Annotated in this window: 19 protein-coding genes and 2 tRNA genes; 2 read left to right on the forward strand and 19 right to left on the reverse strand. The window is 44.4% G+C overall.

The genetic code is table 11. The features are described from left to right. Nucleotides 1-24: 24 nt before the first annotated feature. Complete coding sequence (locus ACPUEK_RS13040) at nucleotides 25-1,116, reverse strand: hypothetical protein (protein WP_425641012.1); 1,092 nt, start codon at nucleotides 1,114-1,116, stop codon at nucleotides 25-27. Nucleotides 1,117-1,118: 2 nt separating this feature from the next. Continuing rightward, nucleotides 1,119-2,000, reverse strand: coding sequence for a 4-hydroxy-tetrahydrodipicolinate synthase (dapA, locus tag ACPUEK_RS13045; protein ID WP_067219495.1), 882 nt, complete (start codon nucleotides 1,998-2,000; stop codon nucleotides 1,119-1,121). Between the two features lie 173 nt (nucleotides 2,001-2,173). Here dapA and bcp point away from each other — a divergent pair, with 173 nt between their 5' ends. Beyond that, entirely contained in the window at nucleotides 2,174-2,620 is a 447-nt protein-coding gene (bcp, locus tag ACPUEK_RS13050; RefSeq protein WP_067219492.1) for a thioredoxin-dependent thiol peroxidase, read from the forward strand. A 67-nt stretch (nucleotides 2,621-2,687) separates the two neighbouring features. On the opposite strand, the gene ACPUEK_RS13055 is transcribed toward bcp, so the two are convergent. Together ACPUEK_RS13055 and ACPUEK_RS13060 are read right to left on the reverse strand one after the other, a co-directional pair. After that, nucleotides 2,688-3,770 (reverse strand): AI-2E family transporter, encoded by a 1,083-nt coding sequence (locus tag ACPUEK_RS13055; protein WP_067219489.1) that lies wholly within the window; start codon nucleotides 3,768-3,770, stop codon nucleotides 2,688-2,690. Beyond that, a complete protein-coding gene (locus ACPUEK_RS13060; protein ID WP_425641013.1) occupies nucleotides 3,767-4,018 on the reverse strand; it encodes a sulfurtransferase TusA family protein in 252 nt (83 codons plus the stop codon). The genes ACPUEK_RS13055 and ACPUEK_RS13060 overlap by 4 nt, the downstream gene beginning before the upstream one ends. Before the next feature lie 30 nt (nucleotides 4,019-4,048). Between ACPUEK_RS13060 and ACPUEK_RS13065 the strand changes: the two genes are divergently transcribed. Next, nucleotides 4,049-5,464: a M48 family metallopeptidase gene (locus ACPUEK_RS13065; RefSeq protein WP_425641014.1), complete on the forward strand. Its 1,416-nt coding sequence runs from the start codon at nucleotides 4,049-4,051 to the stop codon at nucleotides 5,462-5,464. 54 nt (nucleotides 5,465-5,518) lie between these two features. On the opposite strand, the gene nadA is transcribed toward ACPUEK_RS13065, so the two are convergent. From nadA to cysN, 15 genes are all read right to left on the reverse strand, one after another. Continuing rightward, a complete protein-coding gene (gene nadA / locus ACPUEK_RS13070) occupies nucleotides 5,519-6,565 on the reverse strand; it encodes a quinolinate synthase NadA (RefSeq protein WP_082866190.1) in 1,047 nt (348 codons plus the stop codon). 38 nt (nucleotides 6,566-6,603) lie between these two features. Further along, nucleotides 6,604-6,679 (reverse strand) — tRNA-Lys (locus ACPUEK_RS13075). Nucleotides 6,680-6,704: 25 nt separating this feature from the next. Then, nucleotides 6,705-6,780 (reverse strand) — tRNA-Lys (locus ACPUEK_RS13080). 43 nt (nucleotides 6,781-6,823) lie between these two features. After that, the gene (gene ybgF / locus ACPUEK_RS13085; protein WP_425641015.1) at nucleotides 6,824-7,597 is read right to left on the reverse strand and encodes a tol-pal system protein YbgF; all 774 of its coding nucleotides are present in this window, start codon (nucleotides 7,595-7,597) and stop codon (nucleotides 6,824-6,826) included. After that, nucleotides 7,597-8,151 (reverse strand): peptidoglycan-associated lipoprotein Pal, encoded by a 555-nt coding sequence (gene pal, locus ACPUEK_RS13090; RefSeq protein ID WP_067219475.1) that lies wholly within the window; start codon nucleotides 8,149-8,151, stop codon nucleotides 7,597-7,599. The genes ybgF and pal overlap by 1 nt, the downstream gene beginning before the upstream one ends. A 24-nt stretch (nucleotides 8,152-8,175) precedes the next feature. Further along, complete coding sequence (gene tolB / locus ACPUEK_RS13095; RefSeq protein ID WP_067219472.1) at nucleotides 8,176-9,474, reverse strand: Tol-Pal system beta propeller repeat protein TolB; 1,299 nt, start codon at nucleotides 9,472-9,474, stop codon at nucleotides 8,176-8,178. Then, nucleotides 9,474-10,448 carry a cell envelope integrity protein TolA gene (tolA, locus tag ACPUEK_RS13100; RefSeq protein WP_425641016.1) on the reverse strand — a complete coding sequence of 325 codons (975 nt, stop codon included), beginning with the start codon at nucleotides 10,446-10,448 and terminating at the stop codon, nucleotides 9,474-9,476. The genes tolB and tolA overlap by 1 nt, the downstream gene beginning before the upstream one ends. A 3-nt stretch (nucleotides 10,449-10,451) precedes the next feature. Further along, nucleotides 10,452-10,874, reverse strand: coding sequence for a protein TolR (gene tolR, locus ACPUEK_RS13105; protein WP_067219464.1), 423 nt, complete (start codon nucleotides 10,872-10,874; stop codon nucleotides 10,452-10,454). A gap of 2 nt (nucleotides 10,875-10,876) precedes the next feature. Further along, nucleotides 10,877-11,551, reverse strand: a complete 675-nt coding sequence (gene tolQ, locus ACPUEK_RS13110; RefSeq protein ID WP_425641017.1) for a protein TolQ — start codon at nucleotides 11,549-11,551, stop codon at nucleotides 10,877-10,879. Between the two features lie 14 nt (nucleotides 11,552-11,565). Then, nucleotides 11,566-12,579, reverse strand: a complete 1,014-nt coding sequence (gene ruvB / locus ACPUEK_RS13115) for a Holliday junction branch migration DNA helicase RuvB (RefSeq protein ID WP_067037741.1) — start codon at nucleotides 12,577-12,579, stop codon at nucleotides 11,566-11,568. A gap of 2 nt (nucleotides 12,580-12,581) precedes the next feature. Next, the gene (ruvA, locus tag ACPUEK_RS13120; protein WP_067037739.1) at nucleotides 12,582-13,181 is read right to left on the reverse strand and encodes a Holliday junction branch migration protein RuvA; all 600 of its coding nucleotides are present in this window, start codon (nucleotides 13,179-13,181) and stop codon (nucleotides 12,582-12,584) included. Further along, nucleotides 13,181-13,729: a crossover junction endodeoxyribonuclease RuvC gene (gene ruvC, locus ACPUEK_RS13125; RefSeq protein WP_067219459.1), complete on the reverse strand. Its 549-nt coding sequence runs from the start codon at nucleotides 13,727-13,729 to the stop codon at nucleotides 13,181-13,183. Before ruvC ends, ruvA begins: the two co-directional genes overlap by 1 nt. A 128-nt stretch (nucleotides 13,730-13,857) precedes the next feature. After that, entirely contained in the window at nucleotides 13,858-15,627 is a 1,770-nt protein-coding gene (aspS, locus tag ACPUEK_RS13130; protein ID WP_067100547.1) for an aspartate--tRNA ligase, read from the reverse strand. 168 nt (nucleotides 15,628-15,795) lie between these two features. Next, nucleotides 15,796-16,281, reverse strand: a complete 486-nt coding sequence (locus ACPUEK_RS13135) for a hypothetical protein (RefSeq protein WP_425641018.1) — start codon at nucleotides 16,279-16,281, stop codon at nucleotides 15,796-15,798. Between the two features lie 63 nt (nucleotides 16,282-16,344). Beyond that, a complete protein-coding gene (gene cysN / locus ACPUEK_RS13140; protein WP_067037731.1) occupies nucleotides 16,345-17,958 on the reverse strand; it encodes a sulfate adenylyltransferase subunit CysN in 1,614 nt (537 codons plus the stop codon). Nucleotides 17,959-17,967: the final 9 nt, after the last annotated feature.

The following is a 17,967-nucleotide window of genomic DNA, read 5'->3' on the forward strand; positions in this document are numbered from 1 at the left end:
CAATAAATACTGTGAGGGGATTAGTTACTTCGCTAACAGCGAAAGGATTCGATAAGACGTTAGCGTTGGGTTTTCCGTCGCCGCTGCATCTATCGTTAAAAAGTAGCCTTCCTGTTGGCGCTTTAAATCGTAAGGGTAGCTTCGCTCAGTCCAATTTACATCATCCAAATTACGGCGACGCACTTTAAATAGAACAACTTCTTCACTCTTAGCAATTGGCCCTAGTGGCACCTTGAAATCTACAATATCACCTACTTGCGCAAGTTTATCTTGAGGAACAAGCGATAATTCAGGCGGTGTTTCACGAGTAATGTGAACCCCTGATGTGTTGCGAATATAATTATTGAGGGAAGCTAAGTCCGCTTCTTTACCTAAATAGAGCGCCAACTTACCATCTTGATTCGTCCAGATTCGCGACTTCAGAACAGGCTTTTGGCCTTGCTTAGATAGTAATGCCGTCTCTCTAGTTAAGTCTTTCGAGATATGCGACCAAGCATCAACCATTTGACCTGCACTAACTTCATCTAAAGTAAGATCCACCAAGGACTCACCTTCATTGGAAATTTCAATCAAGCTAATTTTGGCCGTAGTTGTATTTTGACCTGGTTCAAAATCAATCGTTAAACGATATTTATTAGGCTCAAGACGCGTAATACTGTTCCACAACTTGGCCCAGGTACCTGGCTGTTTAAACTGAATAGGCGCACTTACTAACTCAGTATCACTCACTTGATCAAACACAACGGCTTCGCCACTAAAGGAAGTGAAGTAATTACTGAGTAACTGTTTAGATTGCGCAAGGTTCGTTGGGATTTCAAACGTCACATCATACTGACCTAAGACCATCGGCACATAAGCCATTGGCAAATAGGGCTTAGGCGCTCTTGGCGCTTCGAATTCACCCGTCGCTTCTAAATTTGCAATACGATCTTCATTTGGAATAATCAGCTTATCAGTCACGTCATGACGACCCGGAGGTAATTGCAACTCTACCTCACTGCTGCGCGCATCTTGGTAATCCAAACCGTGATCAGTAACAATACTAGAACAACCAGACAACAGCACAACGGAAGCTAAGCTTCCCGCCATTGTCAGCTTTTTGATCTGTTTGCTCATTATTAATTATCCTTAATACCCGAAGCGATAAGCGCTTCATTAACAGCATCATGGTATTGAGAAGACAGCTCTGTCAATGGTAGTCGAATACTCAACTCGCAGAAACCAAGCTGTGCTGCGGCCCATTTAACCGGAATCGGGTTGGGTTCAACAAACAAAGCGCTGTGCAAGGCACTGATCCCACTATCGACTTTATGAGCCTGCTCAGCATCACCGGCAATAGCCAGTTCAGCGGCCTTAGCAACTTGCGTAGGCGCAACGTTTGCAGTGACCGAAATATTACCTTTACCACCCAACAACATTAACCCAACTGCGGTTGGGTCGTCACCAGAGTAAACAGCAAAGCCTTCTGGCGCACTTTCAATTAACTGCTTACCACGCTCTAGATCGCCTGTTGCATCCTTTATGCCTACAATATTCGAGATATTAGCAAGGCGTAAAGCAGTCTCATTGGACATATCAGCAACGGTCCGGCCCGGCACATTGTACAAAATCTGAGGAATATCAACCGCTTCTGCAATGGCTTTAAAATGCTGGAACATGCCTTCTTGCGTTGGTCGGTTATAATAAGGCACAACTAGCAAACATGCATCAGCACCCGCTTCTTTTGCTCGTTGGGTAAGATCAATCGCTTCATGAGTTGAGTTGGCCCCCGTACCAGCAATAACAGGCACACGACCGTTAACCTTTTCAACCACTTGGCGGATAACATTAGCGTGTTCATCGTAGGTTAATGTGGCAGATTCACCGGTTGTACCAACCGCAACAATGCCGTGTGTACCCGCGGCGATATGGTACTCTACGAGCTCATCTAGCTTTTGCTTATCGATATTACCATCCAGTGTCATTGGTGTGATAAGCGCAACTAAGCTTCCAGTAATCATTCATACATCTCCACATTGAATTAAGCGTGCATAGTCTACCGCTCACGTATCCCCTATACAACACAACTTAAAGGCAATATTTAGCCTAACAAGGATATCGAGTACACTTGACATCCAATTTGTCATTTCTATACGTATTCAATGACAACCAACACGCACTTATGGAGCAGAAAATGAGCTTAACACTAGGTCAACCAGCACCAGACTTTACGTCAAAAGATCAAGACGGCAACCCAGTTAAACTGAGTGACTACCGCGGCAAAAAAGTAGTGCTTTATTTCTATCCAAAAGACTCCACACCAGGCTGTACAGCACAAGCCTGTAATCTACGTGACAATCATAAAGAATTAACCGATGCCGGCTACGTCGTATTAGGCATTAGTCCAGACACTGAAAAACGCCATCAAAACTTTATCGCTAAAAATGAGCTACCCTTTACGCTTATCTCTGATGAAGATAAATCTGTTCATGCGTTATACGATACATGGAAACTAAAAAAATTCATGGGCAAAGAGTTTATGGGAACCGTCCGCACAACGTTCATCATTGATGAAAACGGTAACCTTGAAAACATCATCGAAAAAGTAAAAACAAAAGAGCACGCAGCTCAAATTATTTAGCCTTCCACAAAGCAAAAAAACCGAGCCAGCTATTCACAGGCTCGGTTTTTTTATACTTAACAAACCTCTAAGATTGCCCTGATGGCGCAATCAATTTGTCACCATGAACTCTTGGCCAAGCATTAATAATCGCTTTGACAAGTGTGGCCAGCGGAATAGCAAAGAACACGCCCCAAAACCCCCAGATACCACCAAAAAATAACACAGCGATAATAATCGCCAATGGATGCAAGTTAACCGCCTCTGAAAACAGCAAAGGCACTAAAACGTTGCCATCTAAAGCTTGAACAACAAAGTAAGCAGCAAACACATACCAGAATTCATTAGATGCACCGAATTGATAAAAGGCCACCAAAACTACTGGCACAGTGACAGCAGCAGCGCCAATGTAGGGAATCAGTACCGATAAGCCAACCAGCAAAGCCAACAACGCTGAGTAGCGTAAATCAAAGAACCAAAACACAACAAAGGTCACCACACCTACCACGAGCATTTCAATCACTTTGCCACGAATGTAGTTGGCAATCTGGTCGTTCATTTCATGACAAATACTCTGCATCATTTGCCGTTCTTTTGGTAACCATGACGTCATATAAGCCACTATTTTGGATTGGTCTTTCAACACAAAAAACATAACCAGTGGTACCAACACTAAGTACAACATCAGTGAAAATAACGACGGAATGCTAGTCAAAGAATATGACAACAACCATTGACCAAGTGTAGCCGCTTCAGCCGCGACAAGACTCACTGCCTCATCCACTGAAGCTTGACTGACATAGCTCGAGTGCTCCTGAGCTAAGCTCTGCACAAAGTCTTGCAAGTCTCCAAACATGCGAGGTAGGTCGTTAATAAAACGAACCGCCTGTCTCCAAATAATAGGCACCATAACACCAATGAATGTGCCGCACACCGCAAGAAAACCTAAAAAAACTAGCGTCACAGAAATATTATGGCCCAACCCCATGCGCTTACAGCGACCAATAAGTCCCTGTAAAAGAAAGGCGAACACAACAGCAATAAAAACAGGCGCTAAGATCCCACCCCAAAATGCCACAACCAGCAATGTTGAGATCAGTAAAAGAATAAAAATCACCACTTCCTCATTACTGAGATAGCGGGTCATAAGGTTATCAAGGATCCGAATCATAGTTGCGACTCTTGCTTACAGGTTACAAAGTAATAGGTACCACCACTCTTACCTTGTTCGACTAAGGGCAGCCCTACGAGAGAAAGAAAATGCGGAATATCTTTGAGAGAGCCTTTATCACTTGCAAAAACACATACTGTTTGATTGACCAACATTTTCGCCAAGGCCATTTTAAGTTTTAGTAAAGGCATTGGACAACGATCTTCTTTTGCATCTACGATTACGTCATACTGCTGTGTATCAAGCATCTTTATTCTCGCTTTTAAACTCAGGTCACTATGAGACATTTTTTTTTACAAATCAGCAAGCTACTTATATCAATTAGTATTGCGATATCTGCACATCATGCTTTGGCCAGCTCTGCTGATCTACCCGATCTAGCCCGCTACGACAATGAGAGAAGCCTATCCAATCCAAGCTATGTACTTGGGCAGTATTGGTTTCGAAAAATCAATGGCAGCAGAGGACTCATAGAATTCCCTCCTGCTTACAATTACCTTCGTCAAGCCATCGCTGACTTGGTTCCAAACACCGGCTTAAACGATAAAACAATTGAGCTCGCACTACTCAATAGCCGCCAAATGAATGCCTTTGTTATACCAGGCAGTCACCTTTTCATTTACTCCGACATTCTAAGGTTAATCAACAACGAAAACATGTTCATGGGACTGCTCGCCCACGAAATATCCCATCTAGAGCTACATCACTACCAGCGCTCACTTGAAAATCAACGTAATGAACAAGCGAAGTCATTGCTACTGTTGCTTGCAGGTGCCGCGGCAGCGACTACCGGTGACAGCGAAACAACCTCTGCTCTTTGGCTTGGCGGCCTAGCCAACCAACAAGAAAATATGCTGAAATATTCGCGTTCTCACGAACAGGAAGCGGATCGACGAGGTCGCGAGCTTTTACAGCAAAGCGGCTTACCAACAAGTGGTATGAATGATCTATTAGCTGGTTTAATGAAAGAGTCTATGGGCTCAAATCGAATTGAATTCCTTTCGACCCACCCATTACCTCAAAGCCGCCTAAGTGATAGCTTTACTGGACAAGGCCAACAATCAATATTGTTTCAACCATCATCGCCATCGTTTCAATTTTTTAGAGCCACCCTACTGGCTTATCGAGCAGCCTTAGAAAGCACAGGATATCAGAGCTTTTTACGCAGAAACATAAACGCTGACGATGAATATTATTATGCCTTAACACTCTCTCAAGTTTTGTTACACCATAACGATTCAGCTTTAGAAAACTTACGCCGTATTAAAACTCGAAATGAATTTACCGACTACCTAAAAGCCATCACTTATCTTACCGTCGACAAAACAGAAGAGGCACAATCAATTGTTCACAATCGACTCTCATTTGCTCCAGAAGACCTTACGTTTCAATATTTAGCTGGGCAGTTAGATAGAGACCCTGATTACCTGCAAGCGAGTGATTCACAACTGAATTATCAGAACCGTATGGTATACCGACACAATATCGCCGTCGCCCAGCAACATAATGATTCACCCTACGCACTTTTTAACCACGCATTACTCGAATTCCAATATGGCAAAGAGCTTCCCGCCATGAATCTCATAAACCGCTCTATAAGACAATCTTCTGGTACAAAAAAGCAACAAATGGAAACGGTGAAATTACATCTTGAACGAATACTAGAAGCACAGAAGCGCGAAGGACTTGATTAGAAGGCATAAAAAAACAGCCGATTGGCTGCTTTTAAGTATAATTAGCGACTGCACTCAGCCCTTTTTGAAATCAAGCATACGCTGTAGCGGCTTTAATGCCTTCACTCGAACAGCCTCATCCACAAAGATTTCATCAGTACCGTCGCGAAGCGCATTACGCAGTAACTCTAATGAATTTAAAGCCATCCACGGACAATGTGCACAACTGCGACATGTCGCTCCAGAGCCTGCCGTAGGCGCTTCAACGAAACGCTTATCAGGTGATGCCTGCTTCATCTTGTAGAAGATGCCACGGTCAGTTGCCACGATAAAGGTGTCGTTAGACATTTCTTTAGTTGCTTTTAGTAGCTGCGACGTTGAACCAACAACATCGGCAATCTCCACCACTGACGAAGGCGATTCAGGATGAACCAAGATCGCTGCATCAGGATAAATAGCTTTAAGGTCAAGAATACCTTTCGCTTTAAACTCTTCATGAACAATACACGCACCGTCCCATAACAACACATCGGCGCCCGTTTGAGACTGAACATAATGACCTAAATGCTGATCTGGCGCCCAAATGATTTTTTCGCCATTATCACTCAAATACTGCACAACATCTAAGGCAATAGCAGAAGTAACCACCCAATCCGCACGCGCTTTTACTGCAGCAGAAGTGTTAGCATAAACAACAACGGTACGATCAGGATGTTGATCACAGAACTTGTTAAATTCATCTTCTGGGCAACCGATATCCAGAGAACATGTTGCCTCTAAAGTAGGCATCAAAATAGTTTTTTCTGGACTTAAGATTTTCGCCGTTTCACCCATGAACTTAACACCAGCAACTACCAGTGTTTTGGCTGGATGTTCTGCGCCAAAACGAGCCATTTCTAATGAATCCGCAATGACACCACCCGTTTCTTCGGCAAGTTCTTGAATAGCATCTTCGGTATAATAGTGCGCAACTAAAGCAGCATCTTTTTCTTTCAAGAGCGTTTTGATTTCATCACGCAAAGCTTGATTATCAATGACGGGCTTTTTAAGCGATTCTTCAGCTTCAGACAGATATTTCTGAACTGTATCGCGTAACGCGGCTTTATCGATTAATTCAGACATTGATTAACCCCTTGGAAATGGGCATTGTTGGAGTGTGATGGTGGGTCGTACTGGATTCGAACCAGTGACCAATTGATTAAAAGTCAACTGCTCTACCAACTGAGCTAACGACCCATTATCACTAATAAAGAAGAGTTGTTGGTGGGTCGTACTGGATTCGAACCAGTGACCAATTGATTAAAAGTCAACTGCTCTACCAACTGAGCTAACGACCCAACGGCCGCGTATAATACAGTGATCACTGGGGATTGCAAGAAATTATTTCATATCATTCAAATAATTAGCTGCTAATGCTGCTGCATTCGAATCTGGGAAATTCGTGATAACACGATTCAAACTGTCTTTGGCCAGCGTCTTGTTACCAAGCTGATCATTTACTATACCAAGTTTATAAATAGCATCTGGTACTTTTGAGTGACCCGAAAAGGAATCTTGAACGATTTTAAATTGGACCAATGCCTCACCCTGATTCCCCAACACTAGCGCGAGCTCACCTAACCAATAATGAGCGTTACCCGTCAGCGTATTGTTGGGGTACTTCTCAGCAAACGCACGTAACGAGGTTTGAGCACCCTCAAAATTACGCTCTCGGACTAATGTATACGCAGAATTATAGGCAGCCTTAGCGTCAGCACTTGGTTCTTCAAGCTTTACAGGCGCCGCAGCCAAACTCTTGGCAGAGGAATTACTATTACCACCTGTTTGCTGACCCGATAAAGGATTATTTGAAGCAACAGCGGTTTGTGCAGAGTTATTAAGCACAGCTGGGGCAGCTTGAGTAGACAACGTTGATAAACGCTTATCAAGGTCAATATAACGCTCTTTTGATAAGGACTTAAGCTTACTTAATTCGTAGTTCTGTTGCTCAACTTGACCACGTAATTGGGAAACTTCTTGCTGTAACATTTCTAATTGATAAAGAAGATCTGCCGCAACATTCGCAGAAATACCATTTGCAGAGTTGGCCATAGCAATTGGTGCTGACAATGTCAGCACCAATGCAAGGGAGCTCATTTTAAAGCGAGTTTTCATTACTCGTAGCGAACCTCTACACGACGATTAAGCTGCCAAGAAGAAGCATCGTGACCAAATGCAACAGGCACTTCTTCACCAAAACTAACCGTTTCGATTTGTGCAGCCGCAACACCTTGGATAGTTAAGTAACGCATGATCGCTTTAGCACGACGTTCACCAAGTGCCATATTGTATTCACGAGTACCACGCTCATCAGCATGACCTTCAAGAACGATACGCGCATCAGGGTTATCCATTAAAAACTGAGCGTGTTTAGCAAGCGCTTCACGAGCTTCTGGACGAACGATAGATTTATCGAAATCGAAGTAGAAAACAGTTGCTACGCCAGCAAGAAGATCAGCATTTTGTTGCGCATCAGCCTGATCATCCATAATAACACTTGATAGCGAGCCATCTTCGCCAGCCGCATAGGTTGAGTCAGAAGTGCTTGCTTCAGAACCTTCACTCGCCATAGAAGAAGTGTCTGAATCAGACGCGGTAGTACTACAACCGGCCAACCAAGCTGCAGACAAACCAATCACTGCAAACTTACCTAGTTTTGTTACACTCATTATTAGCTCCTTAAAAGTGCTTTATTATTTAAAGTAGGGAGACCAAGCAGGTTCGCGCACATCTCCTTGAGCTGATGGTAGCCTATATTTAACAAGACCATCAACTGAAACTACCGACAAGATGCCCTTTCCACGATCAGAGGTGGCATACATCACCATACTGCCGTTTGGCGCTATACTTGGCGACTCATCCAAATAGGTTTCTGTCAGTATCTGTACTCGCCCCGTATTCATATCCTGCAAGGCAACATGATAATTACCATCGTTCTTCTGAACTGTCACTAAGTAACGTCCATCTGGGGTCATACGAGCACGTGTATTTGAATTACCTTCAAACGTCACACGCTCGACATTTTTAGTGCGAACATCTAAGCGATAGATTTGCGGGTTACCACCACGGTCAGAAGTAAAGATAATACCTTGCCCATCCGGCTCCCAAGTCGGTTCAGTATCAATTGAATAATGATTTGTCATGCGCTCAAGTCGACGCGTTGCAATATCCAATGTATAAATTTCTGGGTTATTATCTTTAGACAACACTAACGCTAATTTCTTACCGTCTGGTGACCAAGCTGGCGCACCATTTAGTCCGCGGAATTGAGTCAATTGCTGTTGTTTACCACTAGCAAGTTCTTGAATGAATATACTAGGTCTACGGTTACGAAACATAACATAGGCAATATTACGACCATCACGACTCCAAGAAGGCGACAAGATAGGCTCTTTAGAGCTCACAATCACTTGTGGTCGATGCCCATCCGCATCCGCTACTTGTAGTTTATAAGTAGGGGCCGCACGATCACCTTCTGAGGTAACATAAAGAATACGTGTACTGAAGGCACCACGAATCCCTGTTAGTTGTTCGTAAATCTTGTCACTAATAAAATGCGCGGCATCCCTAAAGTTACTCGGCTTTACATCCAACGCTTCACGCTTACCAACGCGACTTTGTGTCAACACATTCAAAAGCTCGTATGAAATACGGTAGGTACCATTGCCGTTATTCTCAACACCGCCAACCAATACATAGTCTGCTTTCAGCAAACGCCAATCGCGATAAAATACATTTTTTGACGAATTAGGCAAGCTCAGCATATTTTCACGCGGAATAGCTTCAAACACGCCACTACGCTGTAGATCAGACTCAACAATTCCAGCCACATCTTCTGGTAATGGTGAGGTTCCAGAATAGCCAAATGGAACAACCGCAATTGGCAACAATTGATCCGCACCACTGGTAATTTCAATGACCAACTGAGCCCTAACGGGTAACGCCATCGTTATACATGCCACAAAAAGGGCAAATAGAATATTTTTTCTCATCAGTTTCTCAAATCTTGCGGGTTAAACAACAAATCGACTTGTCTAAAATTACGTTCAAAGATATAAGACTCAATCTCTGACAACTCCTCGATACGACCTACTTTGTAAACTGCATCCATGGCACGTTTATCAAAAATAGCATCACCACTCCCCTTTAACACCTGCACATTAGACACTTCGCCATTCGGTAAAAAGTTAATGCGCAATGTTGTCTTCATACCATTGCGTGCACTTGGCGGACGGATCCAAGCATCCGTCACGCGTTTGTTTATCAAACCACTGATAGACTGAACCATCTTACCCGCTTCTGCGGCTTGTCGACGACTCTCTTCCTCTGCGACCGCCCTCTGAACAGCCTCTTCGGCACGCTTACGGCGCTCGGCTTGCTCTTGTGCCTTACGTTTACGCTCTGCTTCCGCTGCTTTTTCTTTTTCGCGTTCTTGCTGTCGCTTACGTTCAGCCTCTTTACGTGCCTTTTCTTCTGCTTCACGCTTCTTACGTTCCGCTTGCTCTTTACGTGCTTTTTCGTCTGCCGCTTTTTTCTGCTCAGCTAACTTTTTCTGACGCGCTTTTTCATCTGCCGCTTTCTGCTTTTCAATCAAAGCTTGGCGCTCAGCTTCGGCTTTTCTACGCACCGCCTCTTGCTTTTTGCGAGTAGCTTCTGCTTCACGACGCTGCTGCTCTAACGCTTGTCGTTCAGCTTTTTTTTGTGCTTGTTCTTGCGCCTTTTTTTGAGCGTCTCGTTCGGCTTGCTCTGCTGCTTGGGCCGCGCGTCGCTTGTCTGCTTCGCGCTTACCAATAATCGTATCTGAGACATCAACGATGGTCGCATTAACAATAGGGGGACGCTTGGGTGGCTCTGGCGTATTTTCAGTCAATCCCGCAACCAATATCCCACCCGCAATAACGGCAACATGCAAGCTAACAGCAAAAACAACAGGTAATGAATAGCTTTCCTTATCAGTAAACTTCATCGCTTACTCAGGCTCCGTAACCAGGCCAACATTTGGAGCACCTGCGCCTTGCAATGCAACCATCAGACCAACCACTTCACCATAAGGCACATTTCTATCACCACGCACCAGAATAGGTAAGCGGGGATTTTGTGCCAGCACTTTACTCACACGATCTTTCAGGTCAGCCAAAGAAATGGCACTTTGCTCACCACCAATATCAATAAAGTAATTTCCGTCTTTATCTACCGATGCCACAAGCACATCGGATTCATCGTTCTCAATCGGAGCAGCATTTGCATTGGGTAGCTCAACATCCACCCCTTGAGTCAACATTGGTGCAGTAATCATAAAAATAACCAACAGCACCAACATTACATCAATATAGGGCACAACATTAATTTCAGCTACCGGCTTGCGTCGCTTTGTACGGCGTCTTGATAGCATGATTAGCTCCCTTCACGGACATGTACTTTACGGTAAAGCACACTGCTAAACTCATTCGCAAAATTTTCGTAGCTAGATGCCAACGATTCAGCTGTGGAAGAAAATTTATTATAAGCCACAACCGCTGGTATCGCGGCTGCCAAACCTATAGCTGTCGCAATCAGTGCCTCAGCAATACCAGGCGCAACGGTCGCAATGGTCGCTTGCTGAACCTCAGACAAACCAATAAAAGCATGCATGATGCCCCATACCGTCCCAAACAAACCAACATAAGGGCTAATTGACCCAACCGTCGCCAAGAATGATAAATGTTGATCTAGTTTCTCTTCCTCACGATAGAGCGCAACACGCATGGCACGATCGACACCCTCTATAATAGCATCCGCTTCGACTGTTCCATTTTGACGCAATCGAGTGAACTCTTTGATGCCAGCCGCGAAAATGTTCTCCATTCCTTCAACCTTACGACCTTCAACGGTTAACTGGCGATATAAATTACTTAGGTCAATTCCAGACCAAAATTGATCTTCAAAATTCCGGCGCACTTTTGTAGCACGACCAAGGATTCTTTTACGCTGAAAAATGACAATCCATGAAAACACGGATGCCAGCAATAACGTCAGCATTACTAATTGAACTACAAAACTAGCGTTTAAAATTAAGCCCCAAATGGACATCTGTCTGTTTTCCTCTATTCAAAGTCTTGAGGTAATTGATAATCAAAATGCTCATAAGCACGCTTTGTCACTTGTCGCCCCCTTGGCGTACGAATCACAAAACCTTGCTGAATTAAAAATGGCTCAATCACATCTTCAATCGTATCTTTGTCTTCCCCAACCGCGGCAGCAATGCTGTCTAAGCCAACTGGACGACCATCAAACTTTTCTATCATGGTCAACAACATACGTCGATCCAAATGATCAAAACCTTGACTGTCTACACTTAACATATCCAGTGCACGTTGGGCAACTTTTTGACCGACAATTAGATCGCCTCCCACTTGAGCCACATCGCGCACACGACGCAGTAAGCGGTTTGCAATACGCGGTGTACCCCGAGATCTTCGCGCCACCTCGAAACACCCTGGGCCATCCAAGTCTACACCAAGCTTAGACGCAGAACGTTTAACGATTGTAGTCAGAGATTCGACATCATAAAACTCCAAACGTTGCACGATTCCGAAACGATCGCGTAAAGGTGATGTCAACAAGCCCGCACGGGTCGTTGCACCAACTAAAGTAAAGGGAGGGATGTCAATTTTGATGGAGCGTGCAGCAGGACCTTCGCCAATCATGATATCAATTTGGTAGTCCTCCATTGCAGGATAAAGCACCTCTTCAATCGCAGGACTCAAACGGTGAATCTCATCAATGAAGAGCACATCCCCTTCTTCTAAGTTGGTCAATAACGCCGCCAAATCCCCTGCGCGCTCAAGCACCGGACCCGAGGTGGTTTTAATTTCCGCCCCCATTTCATTAGCAATGATATTAGCCAATGTCGTCTTTCCTAATCCCGGCGGACCAAAAATCAAAGAATGATCCAAAGGCTCACCGCGCTGACGAGCTGCCTGCATAAAGATATCCATTTGCTCTTTAACCACAGGCTGACCAATATACTCAGCAAGACTTTGTGGACGAATTGCACGGTCCACTTGCCCATCATTGCCTTTTAGCTGCGGCGAAATAATACGGTCGTGTTCTATCATAGTTATTTCAACATACTCTTTAAGGCAGCCTTAATCAGTAACTCACTGTTTGACTCGTCCTTTGGCAATTTAGCAATCATGCGTGCGGCTTCTTGAGGCTTATATCCCAATGATATCAAGGCTGCTTCTGCTTCTTGGCGCGGATCGGCTTGCACCTGTGTCACCACAGAACGCTCAGTAAACAAATCTTGCTTAGCAGCCGTTCCGAGCTTATCTCGTAACTCAACCACCAAACGTTCCGCAGTGCGCTTACCAACACCAGGAACTTTTGTTAACGAGTCAATCTGCGACTCTTGTACTGCTGTAATTAGCTCGGGCGGATTCATACTCGATAAGACTGACAATGCCATTTTAGGGCCAATGCCATTTACCTTGATCAATATTCTAAATAGAGCCCTCTCATCTTTTGTAGCGAAACCGTACAAAGACTGTGCATCTTCTTTGACTTGAAAATGCGTGTGCAGTATCACGCTCTGCCCAACCTGAGGTAATTCATAAATGGTACTCATTGACGCCATAATTTCATAGCCCACACCACCTACATCCACCAGCAACTCTGGCGGTGTTTTTTCAATTAAAGTTCCTACAATACGACCTATCATCACTTCACCTTCAAATCAGATATTTGCCAGCGCTTAGAAGAGCGCCCTGCGCGCTTACCAACACCATACTCCAGTCCATCCGAGGTACGTGTATTGGCATGACACAACCCGATGGCTAAGGCATCCGCCGCATCAGCCTGAGGCGTTGCCTCTAATTTTAGCAACAACTGCACCATTGATTGAACCTGCGCTTTATCAGCATTACCATTCCCTACAACAGACTGCTTCACACGCCTCGCAGCATATTCATAGACTGGTAAATTAGCCATACCAGCAGCCACAATGGCAGCACCACGAGCTTGCCCAAGCTTTAATGCAGAGTTGGCATTTTTTGCTAAAAACACCTCTTCAATCGCAAATTCATTAGGCTTAAACTCTTCAATCACTTCACTAACACATTCAAATATTCTCTTTAGTCGAACGGCTAGGTTTTCATCTGGCAACTTAATGCAGCCACTGCTGACATAATTCACTTTACCATTGATAATATCTACCACCCCAAAGCCTGTGATTCGTGAGCCTGGGTCAATTGCTAATATACGCGCCAAACTGATTCCCTTGGATGATCATCCACGTAAAATACTGTATATTTCAACAGCATAAAGCAAACAATGCAAGGCAATAAAAAAGGGCCATACAAATGGCCCTTTTCACGCAATCATTAACGCTTAACCTATTACTCGGTAACAGGCTTACGTACACGAATACTCAATTCTTTAAGCTGTTTCTCGCTCACTTCACCCGGCGCTTGAGTCAATAGACACGTAGCACTTTGCGTTTTAGGGAAAGCAATAACATCACGAATCGACGCAGAACCCGTCATCAACATCACTAGACGGTCAAGACCGAACGCAAGACCACCGTGCGGTGGCGCACCGAATTTCAATGCATCCAACAAGAAGCCGAATTTTTCTTCTTGCTCTTCAGCTGAGATATTCAATAGCCCAAATACCGTTTCTTGCATCTCAGACTGGTGAATACGAATCGAACCACCACCCAACTCAGTACCATTAAGTACCATATCGTAGGCTTGAGACAATGCCGTCAATGGATTCGCTTTCAGATCTTCTGGAGAGCAAGAAGGTGCTGTAAACGGATGGTGAATGGCAGTAATACCACCATCTGATGTTTGCTCAAACATTGGGAAGTCAACTACCCAAAGAGGCGCCCACTCACACGTGTAAAGATCAAGATCCGCACCAAGCTTACAGCGAAGCGCACCCAGCGCTTCATTGACAACATTTGTTTGATCAGCACCAAAGAAAATCAAATCGCCATCTTGTGCCTCAACACGATCAAGCAACGCTTGACGTACTTCAACTGGCAAAAACTTAACGATTGGAGACTGCAGACCCTCTTCAAGATCCGCTTTGTTATTAACCTTGATGTAAGCAAGACCTTTCGCGCCGTAGATACCTACGAACTTAGTGTACTCATCGATTTGCTTACGCGTCAGAGAATTACCACCTGGTACTTTAAGTGCAGCAACGCGGCCATTTGCATCTTTCGCTGGACCAGAGAAAACCTTAAAGTCTACTTCTGTCATCAAGTCAGATACAGTTTCAATCGTAAGCGGAATACGCAGATCTGGTTTATCAGAACCGTATTTCTCCATAGCCTCAGAGAAAGGCATACGTGGGAATGCCCCCAAATCAACATCTTTCACTTCTTTAAACAGATTTGAGATCATACCTTCCGTCAGAGACATAATCTCTTCTTGACCTAGGAAAGAGGTTTCTAAGTCAATCTGAGTAAATTCTGGTTGACGGTCAGCACGCAAATCTTCATCACGAAAACATTTAGCAATTTGATAATAACGATCAAAACCAGACACCATTAATAACTGCTTAAATAGCTGTGGTGACTGAGGCAATGCAAAGAAGCTACCTTGATGAGTACGGCTTGGGACCAAGTAATCACGCGCACCTTCTGGCGTTGCACGTGTAAGAATCGGTGTTTCAATGTCTAGGAAGCCATTGTCATCCAAGTAGCTACGCAAAATCGATGTTACTTTTGAACGAAGACGAAGCTTTTGTTGAATTTCAGGACGACGCAAATCCAAGAAACGGTTTTTCAGACGAATATCTTCACCTACAGCCTGATGCTCATCCAATTGGAAAGGAGGCGTCGCGGCGCGGTTCAAAATTTCGATTTCATGACCAAGGATTTCAATTTCGCCCGTGTTCATGTTTGGGTTAACAGTACCTTCAGGACGAGCACGAACCAGACCCTTAACTTGAACCACGAATTCACTACGGCAGCTGTCTGCTAGCGCAAAGCTTTCCGCGCGATCTGGATCAAATACAACCTGAGTCACGCCTTCACGGTCACGTAGGTCCAAGAAAATAACACCACCGTGATCTCGGCGACGGTGAACCCATCCACAAAGAGTCACGACTTCTGAAATGTTTTTTGCTGTTAATTCGCCGCAATAATGGCTGCGCATAATTTCTATCCTATTACTGTCTCGACATTACGAGAACATACCGTTATTTCACCCCGCCGCAGTTCAATTCAAATGCAGTCAAATGCTGGCAACAGGGAGATATTAATCATTTAAGGCCCAGCATTATATGCCAAGCGCCCAACACACTCTAGGGGATGACTCAAATTTCTAAACTTGACCCATAAAAATTTGCGCAATCTCAGCATCAATTTCGACACCTCGACTTTTCATAAGAATTTCATCGCCCTCTTCTTTTAACAACAATGACTTACCAAGCGGCGTAGAGGGCGTAACAATTAAAGCTTTTTCGCCATCCAATTCAAACTCACCACCGCCAGAATGTTCAGCAATGATCACAATCCGTTGCCAGCCATCCGAGCGCGAAAGCAACAATACAGAGCCCAACTCGATCACTTCTGAATTAGAAAAACTAAACTTACGAAAATACGCCAAATCCGCTTGACACTCTGCCAAGCGCACCGCTTGTCCATGTGCTAAATAGGAGTTCTCCAGACCAAATGTATCCCACTTAGTTTCTGCAACACTTTCTACACTAGTGGCCGCTTCCTTTGCCTGATTAACCGCTTCGGCGGCAATCGCCACTCGTCCAACAATATAAAGAAGCAACTGTTCAAAAAGACGATCTAAAGACATAACAACCACGCACAAAAAAGCCACTGTAAAAACAGTGGCTTTTATACACGATTTAGTAAACTTTTACAGGCTTACAACCGATAAAACTTGCTCAACAAGATCATCGACTGACCCCGCTGACAACTGGATATCAGCAACTGACGCGTCCGCAACAATCACAACAACCCCCGTCTGCTTCAACAGTTCCACTTCTGCATGACTAGCATTTAGCTTTGCAATGGATACCACACCGCGACGAAGCAATCCCCGCTCTAACAGCTGGACATCAACACTTGCTCCTTCCGCTAAAGCAACAACCGCTGGCTTCTGACCAAGGCGAGCTGCACGCTCTTCAGCAGTTACCAAGGTATCTTGATCCAGATCACCAATGGTTTCTTCAACCATGCCCGCACCAACGGTCACGTTTGATAGACGATCAATAATGATCAAAGCCCCCGTCAGCGGGCTATTCTGATAATCATCAAAAGCAACTGGCGCGTCAAAGCTAATCACACAATCAGCAATAACATTTAGTTCAACTTGATCAACTTCAATGTGCTCAAGAGTATTCACATCAACACGGTGATTTATATGATGCACTTTACCTGGAACCGTTTGAGTTCCCAGCTTGAAGTTATACAGCTTGCCTGGCACTAGCGGTTGCTCAGCCATCCAAACAACAGATGCTCGAAGGTTAGAGCTAATTTCTGGCTCATGACCAGGATGAACAATCATATCGCCACGGCTGACATCGATCTCATCTTCAAGCGTTAATGTAACCGCTTGACCTTTCTTAGCCACATCAAGATTACCGTCATACGTTACAATCTCTGCAACTTTTGACTTCTTACCTGATGGCAAAGCCACAATTTCATCGCCAGGCTTAACAAGGCCCGCAGCAATCGTTCCAGCAAAGCCACGAAAATCTAGATTCGGACGGTTAACATATTGCACAGGGAAGCGGAAAGCATCGCTTTTAACATCACGATTAATCTGAACCGACTCAAGAATCTGCATCAAAGGACCACCTTGATACCAAGGTGTTTTCTCCGATGCGTTAACAACGTTATCGCCTTGCAAAGCAGACATTGGCACGAAGTACACATCTTCAGGTTTGCGGTTACCTAATTGCTCAATGAATTGTAAGTAATCCGCGCGTATTTCGTTGTATTTTTCTTCAGAAAAATCCACCAAGTCCATTTTATTTACAGCAACCACAACATGCTTAATACCCAATAAAGAAGCAATAAAACTATGGCGACGTGTTTGCGTTTGTACACCGTAGCGCGCGTCGATCAAAATAATAGCAAGGTCACAAGATGATGCGCCCGTTGCCATGTTACGCGTGTACTGTTCATGCCCTGGGGTATCTGCGATGATGAACTTACGCTTCTCCGTTGAGAAGTAACGGTATGCCACATCAATGGTAATACCTTGTTCACGTTCTGCTTGTAGACCGTCGACTAGCAACGCCAAGTCAACTTCCTCGCCTTGCGTGCCAGATTTTTTGCTGTCGCGCTTCACCGCATCCAAGTGATCTTCATAGATCAGCTTAGAATCATGCAACAAACGACCAATTAGTGTACTTTTACCATCATCTACGTTACCGCAGGTAAGCAAGCGAAGCAGGTCTTTCTCTTCATGCTGCTTTAAGTAGCCAAGGATATCTTGACTGATCAATTCTGATTGATGAGACATTTACAACTC

Source organism: Marinomonas gallaica, from assembly GCF_049821165.1.
Classification (GTDB): Bacteria; Pseudomonadota; Gammaproteobacteria; order Pseudomonadales; family Marinomonadaceae; genus Marinomonas; species Marinomonas gallaica.